Source organism: Arcicella sp. LKC2W (genome assembly GCF_034931005.1).
Taxonomy (GTDB): Bacteria; Bacteroidota; Bacteroidia; order Cytophagales; family Spirosomataceae; genus Arcicella.
This window is the reverse complement of the sequence record NZ_JAYGIN010000017.1, coordinates 105,265-127,937: the sequence shown is the minus strand read 5'-3', so window position 1 is coordinate 127,937 and position 22,673 is coordinate 105,265. Positions and strand designations below refer to the sequence as shown.

General features: G+C 35.9%; 19 protein-coding genes, 2 tRNA genes and 1 pseudogene. 16 read left to right on the top strand and 6 right to left on the bottom strand.

Features of this window, described 5'->3' with window-relative positions:
* Nucleotides 1–51: 51 nt before the first annotated feature.
* From VB796_RS14690 to VB796_RS14675, 4 genes are all read right to left on the bottom strand, one after another.
* Entirely contained in the window at nt 52–348 is a 297-nt protein-coding gene (locus VB796_RS14690; RefSeq protein WP_323347316.1) for a hypothetical protein, read from the bottom strand.
* Nucleotides 349–427: 79 nt separating this feature from the next.
* Entirely contained in the window at nt 428–1,426 is a 999-nt protein-coding gene (locus VB796_RS14685; protein ID WP_323347315.1) for a hypothetical protein, read from the bottom strand.
* Entirely contained in the window at nt 1,414–2,601 is a 1,188-nt protein-coding gene (locus VB796_RS14680; protein WP_323347314.1) for a site-specific integrase, read from the bottom strand. The genes VB796_RS14685 and VB796_RS14680 overlap by 13 nt, the downstream gene beginning before the upstream one ends.
* Nucleotides 2,602–2,798: 197 nt before the next feature.
* A tRNA-Asp gene (locus VB796_RS14675) sits at nt 2,799–2,875 on the bottom strand.
* 128 nt (nt 2,876–3,003) lie between these two features.
* On the opposite strand from VB796_RS14675, the gene VB796_RS14670 reads away from it, so the two are divergent.
* From VB796_RS14670 to VB796_RS14635, 8 genes are all read left to right on the top strand, one after another.
* Nucleotides 3,004–3,207 (top strand): hypothetical protein, encoded by a 204-nt coding sequence (locus VB796_RS14670; RefSeq protein ID WP_323347313.1) that lies wholly within the window; start codon nt 3,004–3,006, stop codon nt 3,205–3,207.
* A gap of 33 nt (nt 3,208–3,240) precedes the next feature.
* Nucleotides 3,241–3,525, top strand: a complete 285-nt coding sequence (locus VB796_RS14665; RefSeq protein ID WP_416233525.1) for a DinB family protein — start codon at nt 3,241–3,243, stop codon at nt 3,523–3,525.
* 31 nt (nt 3,526–3,556) lie between these two features.
* Nucleotides 3,557–4,321 (top strand): diaminopimelate epimerase, encoded by a 765-nt coding sequence (gene dapF / locus VB796_RS14660; RefSeq protein ID WP_323347312.1) that lies wholly within the window; start codon nt 3,557–3,559, stop codon nt 4,319–4,321.
* Between the two features lie 94 nt (nt 4,322–4,415).
* Nucleotides 4,416–5,264 (top strand): prephenate dehydrogenase, encoded by an 849-nt coding sequence (locus VB796_RS14655; protein WP_323347311.1) that lies wholly within the window; start codon nt 4,416–4,418, stop codon nt 5,262–5,264.
* Nucleotides 5,265–5,772: 508 nt separating this feature from the next.
* Nucleotides 5,773–7,335, top strand: a complete 1,563-nt coding sequence (locus VB796_RS14650) for a DUF1800 domain-containing protein (RefSeq protein ID WP_323347310.1) — start codon at nt 5,773–5,775, stop codon at nt 7,333–7,335.
* 76 nt (nt 7,336–7,411) lie between these two features.
* Complete coding sequence (locus VB796_RS14645) at nt 7,412–8,998, top strand: DUF1501 domain-containing protein (RefSeq protein ID WP_323347309.1); 1,587 nt, start codon at nt 7,412–7,414, stop codon at nt 8,996–8,998.
* A 98-nt stretch (nt 8,999–9,096) separates the two neighbouring features.
* Nucleotides 9,097–9,178, top strand: a tRNA-Leu gene (locus VB796_RS14640).
* A gap of 255 nt (nt 9,179–9,433) precedes the next feature.
* Entirely contained in the window at nt 9,434–10,762 is a 1,329-nt protein-coding gene (locus tag VB796_RS14635; RefSeq protein ID WP_323347308.1) for a trigger factor, read from the top strand.
* Between the two features lie 246 nt (nt 10,763–11,008).
* Here the strand turns inward: VB796_RS14635 and VB796_RS14630 are convergent, their stop codons facing one another.
* Nucleotides 11,009–13,879 carry a gliding motility-associated C-terminal domain-containing protein gene (locus VB796_RS14630; RefSeq protein WP_323347307.1) on the bottom strand — a complete coding sequence of 957 codons (2,871 nt, stop codon included), beginning with the start codon at nt 13,877–13,879 and terminating at the stop codon, nt 11,009–11,011.
* Nucleotides 13,880–14,300: 421 nt separating this feature from the next.
* Here VB796_RS14630 and VB796_RS14625 point away from each other — a divergent pair, with 421 nt between their 5' ends.
* The 8 genes and pseudogenes from VB796_RS14625 (at nt 14,301) to VB796_RS14585 (ending at nt 21,306) form a co-directional block, all read left to right on the top strand.
* Complete coding sequence (locus VB796_RS14625) at nt 14,301–14,972, top strand: succinate dehydrogenase cytochrome b subunit (protein WP_323347306.1); 672 nt, start codon at nt 14,301–14,303, stop codon at nt 14,970–14,972.
* Nucleotides 14,973–15,081: 109 nt separating this feature from the next.
* Nucleotides 15,082–17,064 carry a fumarate reductase/succinate dehydrogenase flavoprotein subunit gene (locus VB796_RS14620; RefSeq protein ID WP_323347305.1) on the top strand — a complete coding sequence of 661 codons (1,983 nt, stop codon included), beginning with the start codon at nt 15,082–15,084 and terminating at the stop codon, nt 17,062–17,064.
* A 99-nt stretch (nt 17,065–17,163) separates the two neighbouring features.
* Nucleotides 17,164–17,549: pseudogene (locus VB796_RS23785) on the top strand (four helix bundle protein).
* 46 nt (nt 17,550–17,595) lie between these two features.
* Nucleotides 17,596–18,342, top strand: coding sequence for a succinate dehydrogenase/fumarate reductase iron-sulfur subunit (locus VB796_RS14605; protein ID WP_323347390.1), 747 nt, complete (start codon nt 17,596–17,598; stop codon nt 18,340–18,342).
* A 66-nt stretch (nt 18,343–18,408) separates the two neighbouring features.
* Nucleotides 18,409–19,932, top strand: coding sequence for a cryptochrome/photolyase family protein (locus tag VB796_RS14600; protein WP_323347302.1), 1,524 nt, complete (start codon nt 18,409–18,411; stop codon nt 19,930–19,932).
* A 32-nt stretch (nt 19,933–19,964) separates the two neighbouring features.
* On the top strand, nt 19,965–20,186 hold the full coding sequence (locus VB796_RS14595) for a hypothetical protein (RefSeq protein ID WP_323347301.1): 222 nt from the start codon (nt 19,965–19,967) through the stop codon (nt 20,184–20,186).
* Nucleotides 20,183–20,563 carry a type II toxin-antitoxin system VapC family toxin gene (locus VB796_RS14590; RefSeq protein ID WP_323347300.1) on the top strand — a complete coding sequence of 127 codons (381 nt, stop codon included), beginning with the start codon at nt 20,183–20,185 and terminating at the stop codon, nt 20,561–20,563. Before VB796_RS14595 ends, VB796_RS14590 begins: the two co-directional genes overlap by 4 nt.
* Entirely contained in the window at nt 20,560–21,306 is a 747-nt protein-coding gene (locus VB796_RS14585; RefSeq protein WP_323347299.1) for an ABC transporter ATP-binding protein, read from the top strand. Before VB796_RS14590 ends, VB796_RS14585 begins: the two co-directional genes overlap by 4 nt.
* Nucleotides 21,307–21,427: 121 nt before the next feature.
* Here the strand turns inward: VB796_RS14585 and VB796_RS14580 are convergent, their stop codons facing one another.
* Complete coding sequence (locus VB796_RS14580) at nt 21,428–22,585, bottom strand: hypothetical protein (RefSeq protein WP_323347298.1); 1,158 nt, start codon at nt 22,583–22,585, stop codon at nt 21,428–21,430.
* Between the last annotated feature and the right edge of the window lie 88 nt (nt 22,586–22,673).

The window sequence follows — 22,673 nt, the reverse complement described above, 5'->3', positions numbered from 1 at the left end:
GCCCAAGCCCCACTTGGTGAAAAATTGATTAAGAAATAATAATGTTTTTGATTACCGATTTCGGCTAATTTGAGATTTGAAAATTTGGTTTAACTGGCTTTCCGCTACATAAATCTTGCGACTCTCAGGAGAAAGTCGAAGCGGAGTAAGTAAGCCTGTGTTGAAAAATTTTTCTAAGGTGTTTCGAGCAATTCCATAGTTCTGGCAAACCTCTTTTGGTTGTAGTAGCTTTCCAATAGATTGCTCTGTTGAAGCATGAACATCAAGTCTTCGCTTGATTTCGGCTAATTCAGCAAGGATGATTTGCTGAAAATTTGGGTCTTGTGGGGACAAGGATAATGATTTCATTTATATTGATGTCATTTGATGTTTATTGACACACAATATTAATAATAGATGTTTGTTTAAACTAAACATTTAAGAAAAATTATATAATTTTTCTTAAATGTAATAACTTCTCTATGTCATAAAGAATCGAAGATGCCGTTTTTCTTTCAAATCTAAACTTTTGAAGAAAAACCTCTCTAAAATCTCCATCTATAAAATCTAAGATTGTTGCTCCTAATCTGGAATACTTACACATGGTATCTTTAGCCAATATCTCATAATAAATACTGAAATTCCATATTTCGGAAGAATAATGACTTCTTATTACACTATATTTCTGATTTCGCCTTTCTAAGAATGTAAGTAACTTCAACGGTTCTAATCTCATTTGGGTAGAATTCAAAATGTCAATGAATGAATTGATGTATTCTGAATGCAATAGCTCTACTCTTGAAACGGCTGAAGTTTCAGCATCACTCTTTTCAATCTTTTTAATGAAACTCAAAATCTCATCATATAGTAATGAATCTATATACTTATCAATGTGATTATCAGAATAAACAAAACCATTAATAACGTTTTTCTCTTCAAAATACTTAAAAATAAGACTATCAAATACTCGTTTATCTCTTTGTAACTCTTCTTTTCTTAAATGATACTCTTGCCCAAAACTTTGTAATGAATATTGATATAATCTTTCAATATGAAAGGTTATAAATTTGATTTCTCTATTTGTTATTTCTACAAAGTCTACATCATGTTGTTTCTCAATAAACTCTTCCTCTGACAAAAATAATCGAGTCGCACTTCTTACTGTTGTTGTTTTCCTATTAAAGGTAATTTGCACATATAATGGAAAAGTAGAGGCATTTGTATAACCTATTGCGTCATACTCTCCATCATAAACATGAACCAAGTTTTGTTTGATTTTGAAATTTAGATAATGTTTCACAGAAACCTTCTTTCCCATAGCAGTATTACTATTACTGTTTTTACCGTAAAGTCTATACATACTATCCCTTTCAATGATTTCAGGAATTTCAAGTTTAATATTTGTCTCAAATTTATCTTGAGGATAACTACTCATCATTGCTTCCATAAATTTTTCATTGCTTTCTTAGTACCATCACCAGTAACATGAAGATATTTTGAGGTTATTCTAATGTTACCGTGCTGCAACTCCGCCTGTATTATTGTAAGTGGTAAGTTTAGATTGATTAACTGTGTGGCAAAAGTGTCACGAGCATCTTTAAAACACAGAGGCTTGGCTATCCTTGCCTTTGTTGATAATGTTTTAAGAATAATGTTAACTTTAGGATTAGTCAAACCTTTGAAAAGTGTCTTTGTATTATCATCTGGAATATACTTATCAACAATTTTTCTCGGTTTGCCATAGAATAGAATATCTAAAAACTTAACTCCATGCTTCAAGGTTTTATTAGCTTGATAATTTAATACCATTCCATCAGGACTATCATAAAAGTTCATTTTTCGTAGCTTATAAATATCATTAAATCTTAGACCTGTATAAATCCCAAACAAGAACATATCTCTAACCCTTTCTTGAATTGTATTGGACTCTTCAAAAACAAGATTTTCTAAACGCTCTATCTCATCACTCGTCAGAAACTGACTTCTTGCCTCAACTTTCTTTACCTTGAAAAACAAATATGGATTAGCTTTCTGCTCTATCAAATCGTCCTTAATAGCCCGTAAAATATATTTCTTAATATGTTTGTGGTGATTAGCAATTGTATTAGCGTGTAATTTTTTGCTATGCAGGAAAAAATCAAACCCCTCTATTAATGAATAGTTAATTTCCGAAAAGGAGACATTAGGTCTAAACTCATTAAATACCTTTAATGTATGCAGCCTTTTGCCCCAAGATGCTTGTCTTAAAGACTTTTCAGCAAGATGCTGATTAACCATAAAGTGTACAAAAGAAGTCTCTTTGATTTTTTCAGTTGAAGGCAACTCAAGCACTTCTCCAAATCTGTCAAAGTGTTTTAATTCAAAACTGCCAAAACGCTTTCTATAATCAAATTCAAAATCTGAGAGTTCTTGTTTAATGGAATTTACTTTGCGGAGAAGAATAGGGCTTTTAGGAACGTTTTTAGACTCGTTCCATTCTGAGGGTTTTACATAAATCCCTGTGGAGTAAAATTTATTTAAACCGTTGAGATACATTCTAATTTGGATTAGAGCTTCACCATTAGAATTAAGGCTTTTCTTACGATTAAAAATAAATTCGTAACGTACATATAAAGATTTCATACTTGCTTATTGGATTAATTGTTAAGATTATTCCACAAACATATAATTCATCTGGCATAATAATACGGTACAAAAACAGGTACTAAATGTAATGATACCTATTGATTTTAAACGATATTCAAAGCACTTTTTTTGTACTTTCCAAAAACCCGTATAAACGAATAAAGCACTGAAAATCAGTGCTTTATCTTAATAATTGGCGGTCTGGACGGGACTCGAACCCGCGACCCCATGCGTGACAGGCATGTATTCTAACCAACTGAACTACCAAACCTTTTACTTTATCTTCTAAACAAATTAATTTTGACTTTAAAATCATTTCGTTTTCGTTGATTGTGATGCAAAATTAGTCGAAATTTCTGACAATGCAATACCTTTGTGAAAAAAAAACGAAAAAAAATTATGTCAAAACCTCTTCAGAGCGAATATCCGCAGAATATTTATTTCTCTTACTACATAGAACAAGTTGAAAATCAAAATGTTATTAAAGCACTTACGTTACAAAAAGATGTTGTAAAAAATTTGTATAAAAATTTGTCTGAAGCACAAAAAAACTTCAAATATGCTGAAGGAAAGTGGTCGCCGAAAGAAATTTTGGGTCATTAGACAGATACGGAAAGAATTTTTGGGTACCGTGCGTTGTGTATAGCACGGGGAGAAAAACAGTCTTTGCCGCCTTTTGATGAAAATGATTATGCTAATGCAGCACAATTTTCATCTCAAAATTTTGAATCTTTGTTGGAGCAGTATCGTTTGGTTCGTGAAGGGTCAATTGCGTTGTTCTCTACTTTCTCGGATGAGATTGCTTCTCAAATTGGATTTGCTAATAATAATCCTGTTTCTGTTCGTGCTTTGGTGACGATGATTGCGGGACATGAATTACATCATTTGAAAGTGTTAAAAGAAAAATATAATATTGGTTAATCTACGATTTTGGAAAATCGTTGCACATTTTATGAAATTTTATAAATATCAAGGTACAGGTAATGATTTTGTGGTTATTGATGACCGTGATGAAACATTTCCTGTTTCTCAAAAATTAATTGCAGATTTGTGTCACCGTCGTTTTGGCGTTGGGGCAGATGGACTTATGCTTTTGCAAAATGCTGAGGGTTATGATTTCAGAATGGTATATTTCAATTCTGACGGAACGGAAGGTTCAATGTGTGGAAATGGTGGTCGTTGTTTGGTTCGTTTTGCTCATGATTTGGGCGTTATTGGCAACTCTACCACTTTTATTGCAACTGATGGTGAACACGAAGCGAAGATTACACCAGAGGTTATTTCGTTGAAAATGATTGATGTCAATTCGATGGAAAAAACAGAGTCGTATGATTTTATGAATACTGGCTCTCCTCATTATGTAGAATACGTTGAAAATTTGGAAGATTTTGATGTGTTTGCCAAAGGAAAAGCGGTTCGATACGGAGAACCATTTGTGAGTAAAGGTGGAACTAATGTTAATTTTGTAGAGGTTGTAAGTGATAATAAGTTGAACGTTCGCACGTATGAACGTGGTGTAGAGGATGAAACTTATGCTTGCGGAACGGGTGTAACGGCTTGTGCATTGTCGGCAAATTCGAGATTGGGTTTTGATAAATTTGTGGATATAAAAGTTGTAGGCGGTAATCTTCGCATTGAGTTTAATCGTACAGAAAACGGCTATGATAATATTTATCTAATTGGTCCTGCCGTAAAAGTTTTTGAAGGAAATATCTAAAATAGTGATGGGTTATGAGTAATAAGTTGTGAGTGTTATTCATGAACATAACTTATCATTCATAACTCATCGATTATAACTCATCACTAAAAATATGACAATTACCGTTGTTGGACTTGGACTCATTGGTGGCTCAATGGCTCTCAGTCTGAAAGAAAATAATTTTGCTGATAAAATAATTGGGGTTGATAACAATGCTTTGCATACTGAAAAAGCCCTTATTTTGGGTTTAGTTGACGTTATCTCCACTTTGGATGAAGCCATTAGTCAATCTGATATTATTATCATGGCTACACCTGTGGATACGCTAATCTCTTTGCTCCCGAAGGTGTTGGATGTAATTTCTCCAAACCATGTAGTTATTGAGGTTGGGTCAACAAAAAAACCTGTTATTGATGCGGTAAAGTCTCACCCAAATCGTCAAAATTTTGTGGCAACTCACCCGATGGCTGGAACAGAATTTTCGGGTCCAGATGCGGCTATTAGGAATTTATTTGACCACAAGAACTGTGTGCTTTGTGATGTGGAAGATTCTAAGCCTGAGTTGGTTGAACTCATTAAAAAAATGTACGAAGAAGGCTTAAAAATGCGGGTTACGTATTTGGACTCAACGGCACACGATATTCATACGGCTTATATTTCGCATATTTCGCATATTTGCTCGTTTGCTCTTGCTTCAACGGTTTTGGCAAAGGAAAAAGACGAAGAAAGTATTTTTAATTTGGCAAGTTCTGGTTTTGAATCGACGGTTCGTTTGGCAAAATCAAATCCAGAAACATGGATTCCCATTTTCCGTCAAAATCAAGAAAATATCATTGATGTTTTAGACGAATACATCACTACCTTACTGAAATTCAAGGGGTTGATGATTTCCGACAGTTACGACAAATTCAAAGACTATCTCACTCAAGCTAATGATATTAAGCGTATTTTGAATAAATAAACGGAATAATCTACTATTTGTCGCAAGACAAAATTAGACCACGGATAGAACAGATTTACACTGATTTTTCTTTAAATTTATCCGTGTAAATCCGTTGAATCAGTACAATCTGTGGGCTAATTTTATTCTGCGACAAATTGTAGATAGTTCCGTAAATAAATATGGATAAGTTATTTCAAGAGAATCAATAATTGATTGCATTCTTTTAATCTCTTTTAGCGTCAATGACTCCAAACTCATTGACGCTTTTTCATGTAATCTATCGAAGAACAATGGGTTATCAACTTTCTTTCAAGTAGAAAATGCCACATTTAATCTTTAAAAGATACAATAAATATTTCTTTATTATTTCCAAAATATTGTATTTTTGAATCATCATCATTAAAAAAAGCCCTTCTATTCGCCTGCCAATCAATTATTTACAATTTCTTCACGACTCGTTAAACCATCATTCCTTATTATAGTCTAAGCATTAAACTCTTTATATTCAACTTCCGAAAATCATTTTATGGCACTGATTGACGCTTTTACGCAAAATCTCACGGCTCGTCAAGTAACGCATTTATTGCGTAGAGCTTCCTTCGGAGCAACTCCTGCCCAAGTAAAAGAATTTACTGGCAAAAAAGCCGATTTTATCGTTCAAAAATTACTGGCAAATCAAGCTACTCCTCCCGACCCAACTGACGAGAATCAAAAAACTTTTCATGATTTAGTTTGGGGTGGAACTGGTACAAACGATACCGAACGTAATGCTTTTGATGGAACCCGACGGGGGCGACTCAAATTGTGGTGGATTGGATTAATGGTTACACAGCCTGTTTCTTTATTAGAAAAAACGACTTTGTTTTGGCAAAATCACTTTGTTTCAACCTCGACTGACATTTCGGATGTGCGTTATTTGTACCGTCAAAATCAATTACTTCGCAAATATGCTTTTGGGAATTTCAGAGAATTTGTCATAGAAATTACTAAAGACCCAGCTATGCTTCAATACTTGGATGGAACAATTAATGTTGTCGGGAAACCCAATGAAAATTATGCTCGTGAGTTAATGGAATTATTCACGATTGGACAAGGAAATTATAATGAGGACGATGTAAAAGCGGCGGCAAGAGTGCTAACAGGTTGGCGTTCATTAAATTATAGAAATATCAGTTCTACTTACATAGGGTCAGAATTTCGTTCAACTTCTCATGATACAGCCGATAAAGTCTTTTCAGATGCTTATCAAAAAAGAATAATTAAAGGAAAATCTGGACTTAGTGCAGGCGAAGAGGAACTGAAAGAATTAATTGACATGATTTTGGCTCAGCCAGAAACGGCTCGGTTCATGGTTCGTAAATTTTATCGTTGGTTCGTTCAAGCTGATATTTCAACTCAAATTGAAAAAGATTTTATAGAACCTTTAGCGGCTATTTTTAGAAAAAATTATGATATAAAAATTACACTACAAACATTGTTTAATAGTCAGCATTTTTTTGATGAGGCTTTGTACGGCTCACAGATAAAATCTCCTGCTGATTTAGTTGTAGGTACGCTTAGAAGTTTCAATTATCAACTCCCCGACCCTATAAAAGAGCGTACAAAGTACGATGCCGCTACCAATTATTTTAACGGACGTTTGAGAGAACAACAAATGGACATCATTGACCAACCTTCTGTTTTTGGTTGGAGACCATATTATGATACAGATTTTTATGAAATTTGGATAAACTCTACTACCCTTGCCTTGAGAGGAGCGTGGACGGATTATGTAGTTAAAGGTGCTGCAGCAACGGCGGTTGACATTAATACTTTGGGACTTCCTTTGTTGACTTCTGACCCAAAAGACCCTTACAAAATGGTTAGAGAATTAACAGATGCCCTATTTTCTTTTCCATTGACCGACGACCAAGTGAAATATTTGGTAGAACAACCACTCATGGCAGGAGCACCTTATTACGAATGGGTAACAATTTGGGATGAATACACAAATGCACCAACTAATAATACTAAGAAAAATAACGCCAAAACTCGTTTAGACCGATTGGTAACATTTATTCTTAGATTAGCTGAATTCCAAATGGGATAAGTTGATTATGGTTTTTATCAAAATCATAATCAACTTATCTTTTGAATTTTCTCAATCCATTAAAGTCCAAATTAACATGAAACGTAGAGATTTTATACAATATACTTCAGCATCTTTCTTTTTGCCTTTAATTCTTGATGGATTCGGAGCAAAAGCACATACGCAAGCAACCACGCCGTTTATGCAAGCCATGTTGGATGCTGCTGAGACCAACGATAATATTTTAGTTGTCATTCAATTATCAGGTGGAAACGATGGACTAAACATGGTGTTACCCATCGACCAATATGGAGTGTATTCTTCTCCGACGGTAAGAGGAAATATTGCCATTAGCGAGAGTAAAATTTTAAAACTTAAGGGGACAGAACAAACAGGATTGCACCCTTCTATGACAGGCTTGCAAAGGCTTTATAACGAAGGGAAATTATCCATTGTTCATTCGGCGGGGTATCCTAATCCAAATTTTTCACACTTCAGAGCCAGTGATATTTGGTTTACAGCCGTTGACTCAGACAAACTCTCAACTTCAGGATGGTTGGGCAGGTATGTTTCTGACCGCTATCCTGGTTTTCCCGATAATTACCCAAGCACAACCAACCCTGACCCATTGGCGATTCAGATTTCGTCCATTTCGGCAACGGTTTTTAATACATCATCCATAACCTCAGCCATTGCCCTTCAAGACCCCGATGCTTTTGCAAGAATTGTAGGCGACAAACCCAATATTAGTCCAAGCCCTTTACCAAATACCGCAGGAGGAAAATATACTGCTTTCATTCGTCAACAACAAACCTCTTCATTTGCCTACGCAGGACAACTGAAAACAGCAGCAGGTTTAGGTAAAAATTTAGTAACATACCCAACAAGCAATAGTTTAGCAGACCAATTAAAAATTGTTGCGAGGCTTATTCACGGAGGTTTACAAACCAAAATATACTATGTTACGCTTGGTGGATTTGATACACACTCAACCCAAGTAGCCACCGACACTTCTACGGGTTCACACGCAACACTTATGCAACGATTATCAGAAGGCATAACCGCTTTCATGGATGACCTAAAAGCACAAGGTACACAAGACCGTGTGGTAGGTATGACATTTTCAGAATTTGGTCGTCGTGGATTCTCGAACGGTAGCAAGGGAACAGACCACGGTTGGGCGGCACCATTATTTGTTTTTGGCAATGCCGTAAAAACTCAAGTAATTGGCAAAAACCCTGATTTGAACCTACTCACTACCAAAGACAATAATATTCCTTTACAAACAGATTTTAGAACCGTGTATTCAGCCATTTTGCAAGATTGGATGGGAGCAAGTGCCAGTTCGGTAAAAAATATACTATTAGACCAAACATTTAAACCAGCTCCTATTTTCAAAGCACCAACAGTATTAGCGAATGAAAATGAAGCACCAATCTCCGATTTAGCTATTTTTCCTAACCCAGCCCAAGTAGAAACAACCATTTCGTCAGAAGTTTTTGCTAAAAACAATGTAGAATTAACGGTAACAGACGTGTACGGACGAATATTAAACACCAATCCAACCCGTCTTTCTCGAACTGAAATAGTGCTGAATGTCAGCAACATACCTAACGGAAAATACTTTGTAAAAATAGATACTGGTTCAGAACCATTGGTAAAAGCATTGATGGTTTTGAAATAAATTAAAAGAAAATAAAAACTTTTTTGCCAAACTTCTTGCAAATAAAAAAAGGTCTTCTTAATTTTGCACTCCCAAAAGGAACGAATCCAACAACGCAAGCGGGCGTGGTGGAATTGGTAGACATACCAGACTTAGGATCTGGCGCCGTGAGGCATGGGGGTTCGAGTCCCTCCGCCCGTACTATTTCACTTATCAAGTCATAAAGTGAAAAGAATCAAAGCCCTTTTAACCGATTCGGTTTTGAGGGCTTTTTTAATTTCAGTTTGGTAATTTCGGAATGCGGATTTACGAAATACTCACTAATCTGAATTTATAGTGCATTTTATTGAGTTTCAAATTATCAGCACTTGATAAAATTATTTAAAAATTAATGCCATCAATTGATTTGACGGAAATAAAATCCGTAATCCGTAATCAACTATCCGAAATCAAAAAATGAACATTTCTCTCGAAAAAAGTACCCCTGTAAATGCCCGTTTGGTCGTTTCAATTGTAGAAGCAGATTACAAACCTCAAGTTGATAAAAATCTTAAAGATTATCGTAAGCGTGCTAATATCAAAGGCTTCCGTCCAGGTATGGTACCAATGCAGATGGTTCAAAAGATGTTTGGTAAATCAGTCTTAGTTGAAGAAATTAACCAAATGTTAGGAAAGGCTGTACAAGAATACATCCGTGAAAACAACCTAAACCTTGTAGGCGAACCAATGCCTGCACGTGGGGAACAAGACCTTATTGATTGGGATACCCAAAAGGAATTTAACTTTACTTATAATCTTGGCTTAGCAGGAGAATTTATAGTTGATTTTGATAAAATTCCAGCGGTAAAAACTTATGATATTCAAGCAACTGAGAAAGAAGTAGAAGAAACACTTGAGAACTTAAAGAAAAATGGTGGAGAACAAATTCACCCAGATTCTATTGAGGAAGGTGATATGATTTTTGGAACATTTACGCAAGGTGAGTGGTCTGAAAAATCTGCAATTCCATTCAAAGCTATCAAAGAAGAAGCAAAAGGAACTTTTATCGGAGTTGCTAAAGATGCTACTTTAACATTTGACTTACAAGCTACTTTTGTTGATGAAAAATCAATTGAATTGGCAACTGGTAATAAAACAGGTTTAACGGGTGAAGTAACTTTTGTAGTAGAAGATATTACTCGTCAAATGCCTGCTGAATTGAACCAAGCATTTTTTGATAAAATTTTAGGTGAAGGTAAAGTTTCTTCGGAAGAAGATTTCCGTGCTGAAATTATGGAAATCATCAAGTCTAACTATAAGCGTGAATCTGAATATTTATTGAAAATTGATTCAGAAAAAGCTCTTTTAGAAAATGTTTCAATTGAATTGCCAGAAGAGTTTTTGAAATCTTGGTTAGTTGAAATCAACGAAGGGAAATTCACTCCAGAACAAATTGAAGATGATTTCGAGAATGTTAAAAAAGACATTCGTTGGAATTTAATCAAAAACGAAATCGCTACTAAAAACGAAATCAAAGTTGAATATCCAGAAGTTTTAGAGAGAACGAAAGATATGATTCGTGGACAGTTTGGCATGATGGGTGGTGCTGATGATAGCATGAACGAAATGATTGACCGTATTGCTAACGGGTATTTGACAGACAAGAATAAACAAGACAATTTCATGAAGATGTTTAATGAAGTGTATGCTTCTAAAATCTCTGATGTAATTGTCGCCAATATGAAAATTGAATCAAAGAGTATTGACGTTGAAGAGTTCAAGCAAATTGCTGATAGCTTAGTATAGTATCAATCCTCTATTATAAAAACGCCATGAAAGTAATTTTTCATGGCGTTTTTGTTTGTAAAATCCTCTGAACTATGATTTAACGGTAGGCTTACAAAACGATATATCATTTTAGAATAGAATATGACTAAAGTAAAATCTTGAAATATTCTATTCTTCTGAATCATGGTTCTGCCAAAAAAACGTCGTTGAATAATTCGGCTATGGAATTACTCAACGACGTTAATAGTTGATAATCAAAGATTATTATCTAACCAATTCAACCCAACCTTTCAGACTTAATAATGGTGAAGTGGGGTCTAATGTTAAGAATTGTACGTCACAAGTATAGAAATATGAACCTGCTGGCATTTGATTACCTGAGGCATCATTGCCATTCCATTCCAATTTTGCTCCTACGTATTCATACACCTTTTGTCCTGCACGATTATAAACAATAAAGTTTACACTCTGAACAGCTTGTGGACATTTCATGGCTTGAAAAATATCATTTTTACCATCACCATTTGGCGTAAAGATATTTGGTAAGTCAAAACTTGTACAATTGTCTTTACAAACGGTATTACTTTTCTCACTTTCTTTCCCGAAACGATTGGTAGCTGTAACGTAATAACAACCTAAATATGAGTCAGTTTTGGTATGTGTAAATGCTCTATCGGGTGGTCTTGGAGATGTTACCTCTCCTATTTTAGTGAAATCTACTCCTGCACGTGGTGCAAAGTAAATGGTATATTTCACAATCTCAGGGTCACATTCTTCAATAGCACTTGTTTTGGTTGGCATTGTCCATTTCAACTTATTCTCAAAAGTTGTCTGATTACATTTTGATTCATCATTTTTCAATTGATTACAATCTAAAATATCAATTGTTAAATCAGGAGGACAAGGTAATAGAAATGGGGTTGCACAAGTAATTTGCGAGAAATTATACAACAAGGTTGGTTTTATTTTGGCATCACCATACGTACCCACAGTTTCAATTTTATAGCAATATGATGAATCTGGAGACATTTTAGCAATCACAACACCATCAGCAGCGTAAGTATCTACTCCTGTGTCTGTAAATCTAAATGTACTTGTATTGGTAACTGGAACCTCGGCAATTCTATTAAAAATTCCAGAGCCTTGTTTAGTCTCACGATAAACTCTATGAATCTGATTTTCATTATTCCACGGCACAGTTGCTTTCCATGATAAACTTACATTTTTTAAACCGCCCGTAGCAGTTAAGCGTACACTACTTGCTATTTCAGTGGTATCTAAAGGTGTCAATGTTGAGTTATCAGTATAGTAAAATACTAAGCGGTAACGATATACATTATCAGTTGTATTTAATTTATTATCGGCAAAAAGCGTATCTAATTTACCCGCCGTTAAGTCGGTATCAATATTTGGCGATACTTGCGTAAATCCAGTGGCACCAGTTTCACCAGTAGCTCTGAATAAACGGAATTGATATGGGCCTTTAAACTGCGATTTGTCTAAACTAATTGGACGTATCCATTTGACTGTAATTTCCCCATCTGTTGGATTTGTTTTATCAACAGTTACATTGGTAATCACTGGACCTTGAAACGGTAAATTAGCACAGGCTTGGTCTGAAGTAACACTCATTGTTGAGTTTGTTCCATTGGTAAATAACACAACCGTTCTGTAACTATAATCAGTATTGCGTTTAAGATTTCGGTCAATATAAGTTGTAGCAGAAACTGGCACACGCCCAACTTCAACATACCCTAAATTAGCAGGCAAACCAACGGTACAAACGGCGGGTTTATAGGTATCACAACCTTCTTTTCGGTAGATAATGATAACTGCTCCTGCATTCTGGCAGGCGTAACTATCCCATTGTAGGGTCATGGTTCGGCTACCTGCATTTGGCGTAAGTCTAAGATTTTTAACCCTTGGGGCAATCACTTTAATACGCCAATTTTTACTATCTACCAAACTCGGAATGCTTCTTGACAGCGGAGAATCCGATACTTTGAATAAAATATCATACGGTTCTTGCCTGATATGGCTACAACTTGTTCGCCATCTAAATATATATGAAGCTGGAGAGAATTGACTAATAGTTGTCTTTGTAGAAGTGAAGGTGGCAAATTCTGGTGAAATATAAGCTGGGCTATCAATAAGTTTATAAACTGCCCCTGTTGATAAAATTTTCAAGCTATCCAATCTACCTTGTTTAGCAGGCATATCAATTGCTGTGATAATTTCATTTATCAATGTTCCTGCTTCTACACAAATATCTTCAGGGATTTTTATTTTCGGAGCGGCATTATCAGCATCCTTTACTTCAATTTGCATATCACGCACCGTTATTGAAATCAGTACACCATTTCTCCATTCTTCCACAATGAAGGCACAGTTATACAAACCTTGCTCTTGAGGAACATCCCAAACTAAATCCCCTGTTCGTGGGTCGATAGTAAAATTACTTGAGGCAGAAGCCACTTCGTTGGGCTGAACAAATCCCGTAATTGCCGTTCCTCGGTCTTTACAATCATCTTGATTCCCTTTTCTACAAGGAACTAATTTATAGGCAAGGCTATCACCCTCAACGTCAATTGCGTTAGGATTATGAATAAACTTCTGTCCTATCACTGCCGTCAAATCAACCGCAGGGTTTAATAAAATTGGCGTTGAGTTTTGTCCCAAACCTGGATTTACCTTCAAAATAGTTTCTACATAAAATGGAATTTGGTCTGAAGCTCCCGCCACGTTTCTAACATTGGCATTTCTATTAGATATTGCTACTGAAACCTTATAATCGGCAGCGGCAGCAAAAGTATAAGTAGCCTTATAAACACCCTTTGCTACACCATTTCCAAGGTCTTCACCGTTTCCTCCGCCATTAATTCTGGGAGCTTCAATGATAACACCTAATCCATCTCCAAAGCAAAATTTAGCCGTTTTCTGTTCAGTCCAAGCTCTCAATCCACCTCCACCAGTATTATCACAATAAATGGTTAGCGTAAATTCATACGTAAGAGATGTTGTAGAAATCCGTTTAATAGAAATCTCACCTCCTCTCATGTGAGTAGCGTAAGATTTTGTAGCGTTAAGGCTCAAAAAGAACCCCAGCACGAGAATATATAGTAATCTTAATTTCATGTGACGTTGAATAAAAAGGTCAGGCTTTTGCCCACAAGTTAAAACATTATTTTTTTTTACCTACAAACAAAACAAATTTTTAAAACATAAGGTTAAAAAACCAATATCAATTTAACAATTTCAGTAAAACAGAAAATAACGGCTTATTCTTGTTTTATTGTAAAAAAACGTAAAAACATTATAAATAATTGCTAAAAAGTGATAGATAATTTGAAAGACAGGCGTTTGGGTAGTAGTTTTGGGGTCAAGAGGTGTCAGGATTTAGGGCTTAGGATTTAGGAAGTGGAATTTAAAGACTTATTGGGAAAATGTATGATTTTGTAATTAAACTATCTTACCTTTTCAAGATTTAATATTCTCATTTCTAAATCCTAAGCCCTAAGCCTAAACTCCTAATTTTAATAACTAAAACTAATAACAAATGTCTTGGGTAACAAAAACATTAACAAGTTCATTGGGTAGAAAACTCATCATGGCTGTTACGGGGCTTTCGCTAATTGCCTTTCTTTTAGTGCATTGTGGAATTAATGCTTGTATTTTTCTTAATGATGGTGGGCATACATTCAACGAAGCCGCTGAATTTATGGCAAACAATTTATTCATTAGAGTTTCGGAAGTAGCTCTGATGGCAGGATTCATTATTCACATTGTGGATGGCTTAATGCTTTGGAAATCAAACAATGAGAAACGTCCAGTAAAGTATGCCGTTGTAAAAGGAGAAGCAAACTCTACTTGGTATTCACGTTCAATGGGTCTTTTAGGCTCATTATTATTGATTTTCTTGGTAATTCACTTACGCCATTTTTGGGTTGTGAGTCGCTTTACTGACGTTATTACAGGAGGTCAAAAAACGCTTTTTCAAGAAATGGTTGAGGTTTTTGCCAATCCATTCCCAGTAGCATTGTACGTTTTAGGATGTCTTTCTTTGGCTTACCACTTATTACATGGTTTCCAGAGTGCATTCCAAACAATGGGATGGAATCACCCAAAATACACTCCTTTTGTTAAGGGTTTAGGTGCAGGATTCTCAATTCTTATCCCTTTGATTTTTGCTGCCATGCCAATTGCCATGCACTTCGGTTGGATTCAATAATTTTTAAGTCGTAAGTAATATTAGTCGCAAGTCATAAGTCAATAGTTGTAAGTTTTCAGAACATCATAATTTTGTAAACTGAAGACTTCTAACTGAAATAAATACGTTTATGTCAACTAAATTAGATGCTAAAATACCTAACGGGTCAATTGATGAGAAATGGACAAAGTTCAAGTCATCAGTACCGTTAGTAAACCCTGCTAATAAGCGGAATATCGAAGTTATCGTGGTAGGTACTGGCTTGGCTGGTGCTTCTGCTGCTGCTTCATTGGCAGAATTAGGATACAAAGTGAAAGCATTTTGTTTCCAAGATTCACCACGTAGAGCTCACTCAATTGCTGCTCAAGGTGGTATCAATGCTGCTAAAAATTATCAAAATGATGGTGACTCTGTTCACCGTTTATTTTATGATACTATCAAAGGTGGTGACTACCGTGCAAGAGAAGCAAACGTACACCGTTTGTCTGAAGTTTCTGGTAATATCATCGACCAATGCGTAGCTCAAGGCGTTCCTTTTGCTCGTGAATATGGTGGATTGTTATCAAACCGTTCTTTTGGTGGTACTCAAGTACAACGTACTTTTTATGCTGCTGGACAAACTGGACAACAATTATTGTTAGGTGCTTACTCAGCTTTACAACGTCAGGTTGGTTTGGGTAACGTAACAATGTACACTCGCCATGAAATGATGGACGTAGTAATGATTGACGGCAAAGCTCGTGGTATCATTGCTCGTGATTTAATTTCTGGTAAATTAGAAAGACATTTCGGACACGCTGTGTTATTGTGTACAGGTGGATACGGTAACGTATTCTATCTTTCTACAAATGCAATGGGGTCTAACGTAACGGCTGCTTGGAAAGCTCACCGCAAAGGTGCATTCTTCGCAAACCCTTGCTATACACAAATTCACCCAACTTGTATTCCTGTATCTGGCGACCACCAATCGAAATTGACTTTGATGTCAGAATCATTGAGAAATGATGGTCGTATTTGGGTTCCGAAAAAACAAAATGATACTCGTTTGGCCGTTCAAATTCCAGAAGATGAGCGTGACTATTATTTGGAGCGTCGTTATCCTGCTTTTGGTAACTTAGTACCTCGTGATATTGCTTCTCGTGCGGCTAAAGAACGTTGCGATGCAGGTTATGGGGTAGGTACTTCTAAAATGGCAGTTTATCTTGACTATGCAGAAGCTATCTTGCGTTATGGTCGTATCGAAGCCAACAAAAAAGGACTTGCTAATCCTTCTACTGACGAATTGCAAGTAATGGGTAAAGAAGTAGTGAAGGAAAAATACGGTAACTTGTTTGATATGTATAAGCAAATTACTGGTGAAGACCCTTACGAAGTTCCAATGCGTATCTATCCTGCGGTTCACTATACAATGGGTGGACTTTGGGTGGATTATAACTTAATGACAACCGTTCCAGGGCTTTATGCTTTGGGAGAAGCCAACTTCTCTGACCACGGTGCTAACCGTTTGGGAGCTTCTGCTTTGATGCAAGGTTTGGCTGATGGTTATTTCGTATTGCCTTATACAATTGGTGCTTATTTGGCAGGAGATATTCGTACAAAAGCAATTCCAACTGATGCTCCTGAATTTGCAGCTTCTGAAAAGGCAGTTCAAGAAACTATCGACCAATTGATGGGTATTAAAGGCACGAAATCTGTTGATTATTTCCACAAGAAATTAGGAAAAATCATGTGGGATAAGTGTGGAATGGCTCGTAACGAAGCAGGTTTGAAAGAAGCAATCGTTGAAATTCAAGCATTACAGAAAGAATTCTGGGCAGATGTGAGAATTCCAGGAGATGCAGACGAATTCAACCCAGAGTTAGAAAAAGCTGCTCGTGTAGCTGACTTCTTAGAACTTGGCGAATTGATGTGTATTGATGCTCTTAACCGTAATGAATCATGTGGAGGTCACTTCCGTGAAGAATACCAAGAAGACGGTGGAGAAGCAAAACGTGATGACGAAAACTATATGTATGTTGCCGCATGGGAATACAAAGGACAGTCAGCGTATGAATTGCACAAAGAAGAGTTGATTTACGAGAATATTAAAATTGCTCAAAGAAATTATAAATAGTGGTTAGGGGTTGGGATTTAGGATTTAGACATAGAAACGTAATCACGTAAAATACACTAAATTCTAAATCTTGATTTTCATAATATAGTTCTAAAAACAATGATAAAAAGTTATAAAGATTTACGAGTTTGGCAAAGAGCAATTGAGCTTGTAACCTTTATATATAATTTATCAAAAAGTTTTCCCAAAGATGAAACATTTGGGCTTACCTCTCAATTGAGACGTGCAACAGTATCTGTTTCACTCAATATTGCAGAAGGATATGGACGACACAGTACCCAAAGTTATATTCAGTTTTAAGAATAGCCAGAGGGTCAATTATGGAAGCAGAAACCTGTATTATTATTTCAGAGAATTTAGGTTATATCACAAATATTCAGGCGTTAGAGGGTAAAAAGAAAATAGAAGAAGTTCTGATTTTATTAAACAGCTTATTAAAATCATTGAATGAAAAGTTAAATCTTCCGAGTGAAGGGCAACACTAAATCCTACCCCCCAACCCCTAAATCCTAATAAATAATGGAAGGAAATATGAATTTGACGCTCAAAGTGTGGCGTCAGAAAAATGCCAACTCAGAAGGCAATTTTCAAGACTATAAAGTTGCGGGCATATCAGAAGATATGTCTTTCTTAGAGATGTTTGATGTTTTGAACGAACGTCTTATCAATGAAGGAGATTCTCCCGTAGCATTCGACCATGACTGCCGTGAAGGTATTTGCGGTATGTGTTCGATGTACATCAATGGTGAACCTCATGGGCCAAATAAAGGAGTAACTACTTGTCAGTTACACATGCGTAGCTTCAAAGATGGTGATACTATTACTGTTGAACCTTGGAGAGCTCAAGCATTCCCAATTGTGAAAGACTTAGCGGTAAACCGTTCAGCTTTCGACCGTATCATTTCGGCAGGTGGTTATGTTTCAATCAACACAGGTAATGCACAAGATGCCAATGCTTTACCAATCGGTAAAGACCACGCAGATGAGGCATTTGCAGCAGCAGCGTGTATCGGTTGTGGTGCTTGTGTAGCAGCTTGTAAAAATGCTTCGGCGATGTTGTTTACCTCAGCGAAGATTTCTCAATTAGCTTTATTACCACAAGGACAAGCAGAACGTACTATGCGTGCGGAGAAAATGGTTGCCCAAATGGACACAGAAGGTTTCGGAGCGTGTACCAACACAGGAGCTTGCGAAGCTGAATGTCCAAAAGGTATTTCATTGGAAAACATAGCTCGTATGAACCGTGAGTATTATGGTGCAGTTTTGAGTTCTAAATAAGAATTTTAACAATCTTATTAGATATAAGTTATTAAAGCAGAGTTAAATAATGACTCTGCTTTTTTTATGCAAAAACCAACCCTACGCCTTATCCTCGGCGACCAACTCAATCACCAACATTCTTGGTATCAGCAAAAAGACCAAAATATCTTTTATGTGCTGATGGAAATTCGGCAAGAAACGAATTATGTCAATCATCATATCCAAAAAATCATTGCTTTTTTTACAGCTATGCGTGCCTTTGCGGAAGACTTACGGACGCAAGGACATCGAGTAATTTATCTAAAATTAGACGATGAAAAGAATACGCAATCTCTCACGAATAATCTGGATAATCTTATTCAAGAACTTGATATTGAAATTTTTGAATATCAACAACCTGATGAATATCGGTTGAGTGAGCAGTTGAAAGATTTTGCTCAAAAATCGGGTTGTGATACGGAGCATTTTATGATTTCGCCAACTGATTTCTCGGATTTTTTCAAAGGGAAAAAGACATTTTTGATGGAAAATTTCTACCGAATGATGCGGAAGAAATACGGTATTTTGATGGATGGCTCAGAGCCTTTGACAGGACAATGGAATTATGATGCCGATAACCGTAAAAAACTGCCGAATAATCACCGTCCGATTGAACCGATAACTTTTGACAAAGACGTTTCTCAAATTTATAATTTAGTACAAAAACAAGAAATAAAAACGATTGGTCGAATAAATCCCAAAGCGTTTATTTGGGCAACTACACGGACAGAATCATTAGCACTTTTAGATTTTTTTGTGGAAAATTGCCTTGAAAATTTCGGGACTTATGAAGATGCGATGCACCCCTCCTATTGGTCTATTTATCATTCTCGTTTATCGTTTTCAATGAATGTAAAATTGATTTCGCCTTTGGAAATCATTGAAAAATCCGTGAAGTTTTGGGAGGAAAATCAGGATAAAATAAGTATTTCGCAAATTGAAGGTTTTGCCAGACAAATTATCGGTTGGCGTGAATATATGCGGGGTATTTATTGGACAAAAATGCCTGATTATGAAAACCTTAATTATTTCAATCACGAAAGAAAACTACCCAATTGGTTTTGGAATGGACAAACAAAAATGAACTGTTTGAAACATTCTGTCGGGCAAAGCTTAGATTTTGCGTATGCTCATCACATTCAACGTTTAATGATTATTGGCAATTTTTCCCTATTGGCAGGCATTCATCCCGACCAAGTGGACGAATGGTATTTAGGTGTTTATATTGATGCCATTCAATGGGTTGAAATTACCAATACAAGGGGTATGAGTCAGTATGCAGATGGCGGAATTGTTGGGTCTAAACCTTACGTGGCTTCGGCAAATTATATCGACAAAATGAGTCATTATTGCGGCACGTGTTTTTATGACAAATCTAAGAAAACAGGATTTAAAGCCTGCCCATTTAATAGTCTTTATTGGGATTTTTACGACCGCCATGCCGACAAACTTTCCAAGAATCCAAGAATTGGAATGGCTTACGTAACTTGGAACAAAATGCAGCCTTCGCAAAAAGCAGAAATACTGAAGCAAGCGGAAATATATTTGAATGATATTGAAAATCTGTAAGTTTCTTTAAATTTGTTTAAAATTCTGATGTTATGACGATAGAAGCACAAAAATTAGAGTTAATCAACAAAATAGCCTTATTGCAAGACACCTTGTTATTAGCAAGAGTCAAACAGATTTTGGATAAAGCTGAAATGCGTACATCTTCCCCAAAACCACGTCAAGCTGGTTGGGGAAAGGGGATTTTTAGTAATGTTGCGGATGATTTTGATGCAACACCAGAAGGGTTTGAAGATTATATGCCTCAAAAATGAATTATTTAATTGATACACATATCCTCATTTGGCACGCTGAAAATGACCCAAAACTCGCTCCTCGATTTGCTGAAATATTGAATGATTCGGCTAATAATATTGTTGTAAGTTATGCAAGTTTGTGGGAAATCGCCATAAAGCAGAGTCTTGGGAAATTATCGGTTTCAATGTCTTTATCTGAGCTTGAAATTCACTTAAAGCATAATTTATTTACGCTTTTAAATACTTCAGTTGAACAATTAGAACGATTACAAAAGCTCCCATTTTATCATAATGACCCTTTCGATAGACTTTTGATAGCACAGGCTCAAGAAGAAGAATTGACAATTATTACAGAAGATGGGAATTTTAAATATTATCAAGTAAACCTATTATGATTGAAATAAAAGACATCAATAAAGCCTTTAATGGACGAGATATATTAATGGGTATCAACGGTACTTTTAAACCTGGCGATACTTCTTTGATTATTGGAGGAAGTGGCACGGGTAAAAGTGTGTTGCTGAAAAGTATGATTGGTATCGTAAAACCAGAAAGAGGACAAATTCTCTACGACGGTCGAGATTTTCATAATTCTGATGAAGAAACTCGTAAAACGATTCGTCGTGAAATGGGCGTTTTGTTTCAAGGAGGAGCATTATTTGACTCTAAAACAGTCTTGGAAAACGTAAAATTTCCGTTGGATATGCTTACAGATATGTCGGAAAAAGAGAAAATTGACCGTGCAGAATTCTGTTTAAAAAGAGTTGAATTGGAAAATGCGGGTGGAAGAATGCCTTCGGAGATTTCGGGAGGTATGAAGAAAAGAGTTGGGATTGCCAGAGCAATTGTGATGAATCCGAAATACTTGTTTTGTGATGAACCAAATTCTGGACTTGACCCACTGACTTCTGTAAAAATTGATGATTTAATCAAAGAAATCACAGATGAATTTAATATCACAACTATCGTAATTACACATGATATGAATTCGGTAATTGGTATGGGCGAAAAGATTATGTTCCTCTACAAAGGCAAAAAACTTTGGGAAGGCGATAGCAATAATATCAGAACATCGACTGTTCCAGAGTTAAACGAATTCATTTTTGCGAATAAATTATTGCAGGAAATGCGAGGGTGAGAATAGATTTTAGATGATAGATGTCAGAGTATAGAGAAAAGACAACAGAGAATAGAGGATAACTTTTTACTCTGTCCTCTAAACTCTGTCCTCTATAATCTAAAATCTATCCTCTAACTAACTACTTTAAAATAGCTTTCGCTTCAGCTAAAGTAGATTTATATTCTGCCAATTTAGTGGCTCTTTTTGCGTATTCCTTCATTTTATCAAGTTCGCCTGAACGTTTCGCCATGCGAGCGAGTCCCATATAGGCAAGGGCGTGGTAATCTTTGGTAAAACGCTCGTCAAAAGGAAATTTGACTCCTCTCAATAATAAAGCCTCAGCCGTTTTATCGTCTTTTCTGTGCTTTTCAGCAATCAATCCTTTAAAAATCGAACCTGCACATTGGAACATTGCACCTTTTTGTTTCAAAATTTTATCGGCAAAATCCTCCGAATCTTCGTAACGACCAACAGCATACAAAAACTCTGCTCTTTGCATTTGATAGAGTAAATTGTCTGGATATTTTTCAATCAGGATATTGTTGTAAGTCAAGGCTTTAGCAAAATTTGATTCGTATTTTGTGTGAACATATCCTGCATAAAAAGTAGCTTCATTTTTCACAAAAATGGTCTTTTTTGTCGCTAAATCTAATTGTTGTAATCCTAATTTTTTGTTTCCATCGGCAAACATCCAAATAACCGATTTTATAACAGGATGCGTTTCAGGATATTCAATTCGGTAATAATTATAAATTCCTGACGAATACAAAAACTCTGGTTGTTTATCGGTTAAAGACAAACCTCTTTTTAGGTGTGAATAGGCTTTTTTTGCCACGCCAACCGCTTTCATAAACTCCTGATTATCAGCATCAAAAGCAGCCATATAACCCAACGTTGCCAATTCAAAAAAACTGGCTTCAATGTCATCTTCATTTTTATCCAACATGGCTTCTGCGAGATTTCTACTCTGATTCAAATATGCCAAATATACTTTTTGTTGAGCAGGATAATCTTTCAAAGGAAAATATTGCAGTTCGGTTTGAATCGCCATCAAAGTATAAAAAACAGGGTGTTGTGGATATTTTGCTTTAATTCTGGCAAAAATCTCAGCCGATTCCTTAAAATCATACGAATACATTTTATCTAAACCCTGTGAAATTTGCTGACGAGTAAGGGCATCATTTAAAATCTGAGCTTGGGAAACAGTAGGTAAAAAGCCATAAATAATAAATAATAAGCACAAAAAGCGTTTAGTTATTTTAAGTGATGGTTCTGACAACGAATATATTTTTTTCATATTGGATTTTATTCAAGTTTGAAAGAGAGAATGTTTTAATGATAAAGTATCTTTGTTAATCGGATTTGGGTAGAGAATTTAAAAATAC

Coding starts and splice junctions, on each gene's coding strand:
- VB796_RS14690 (WP_323347316.1), bottom strand. CDS start 348: ATGAAATCATTATCCTTGTCCCCACAAGACCCAAATTTTCAGCAAATC.
- VB796_RS14685 (WP_323347315.1), bottom strand. CDS start 1,426: ATGGAAGCAATGATGAGTAGTTATCCTCAAGATAAATTTGAGACAAAT.
- VB796_RS14680 (WP_323347314.1), bottom strand. CDS start 2,601: ATGAAATCTTTATATGTACGTTACGAATTTATTTTTAATCGTAAGAAA.
- VB796_RS14670 (WP_323347313.1), top strand. CDS start 3,004: ATGTCAAAACCTCTTCAGAGCGAATATCCGCAGAATATTTATTTCTCT.
- dapF (WP_323347312.1), top strand. CDS start 3,557: ATGAAATTTTATAAATATCAAGGTACAGGTAATGATTTTGTGGTTATT.
- VB796_RS14655 (WP_323347311.1), top strand. CDS start 4,416: ATGACAATTACCGTTGTTGGACTTGGACTCATTGGTGGCTCAATGGCT.
- VB796_RS14650 (WP_323347310.1), top strand. CDS start 5,773: ATGGCACTGATTGACGCTTTTACGCAAAATCTCACGGCTCGTCAAGTA.
- VB796_RS14645 (WP_323347309.1), top strand. CDS start 7,412: ATGAAACGTAGAGATTTTATACAATATACTTCAGCATCTTTCTTTTTG.
- VB796_RS14635 (WP_323347308.1), top strand. CDS start 9,434: ATGAACATTTCTCTCGAAAAAAGTACCCCTGTAAATGCCCGTTTGGTC.
- VB796_RS14630 (WP_323347307.1), bottom strand. CDS start 13,879: ATGAAATTAAGATTACTATATATTCTCGTGCTGGGGTTCTTTTTGAGC.
- VB796_RS14625 (WP_323347306.1), top strand. CDS start 14,301: ATGTCTTGGGTAACAAAAACATTAACAAGTTCATTGGGTAGAAAACTC.
- VB796_RS14620 (WP_323347305.1), top strand. CDS start 15,082: ATGTCAACTAAATTAGATGCTAAAATACCTAACGGGTCAATTGATGAG.
- VB796_RS14605 (WP_323347390.1), top strand. CDS start 17,596: ATGAATTTGACGCTCAAAGTGTGGCGTCAGAAAAATGCCAACTCAGAA.
- VB796_RS14600 (WP_323347302.1), top strand. CDS start 18,409: ATGCAAAAACCAACCCTACGCCTTATCCTCGGCGACCAACTCAATCAC.
- VB796_RS14595 (WP_323347301.1), top strand. CDS start 19,965: ATGACGATAGAAGCACAAAAATTAGAGTTAATCAACAAAATAGCCTTA.
- VB796_RS14590 (WP_323347300.1), top strand. CDS start 20,183: ATGAATTATTTAATTGATACACATATCCTCATTTGGCACGCTGAAAAT.
- VB796_RS14585 (WP_323347299.1), top strand. CDS start 20,560: ATGATTGAAATAAAAGACATCAATAAAGCCTTTAATGGACGAGATATA.
- VB796_RS14580 (WP_323347298.1), bottom strand. CDS start 22,585: ATGAAAAAAATATATTCGTTGTCAGAACCATCACTTAAAATAACTAAA.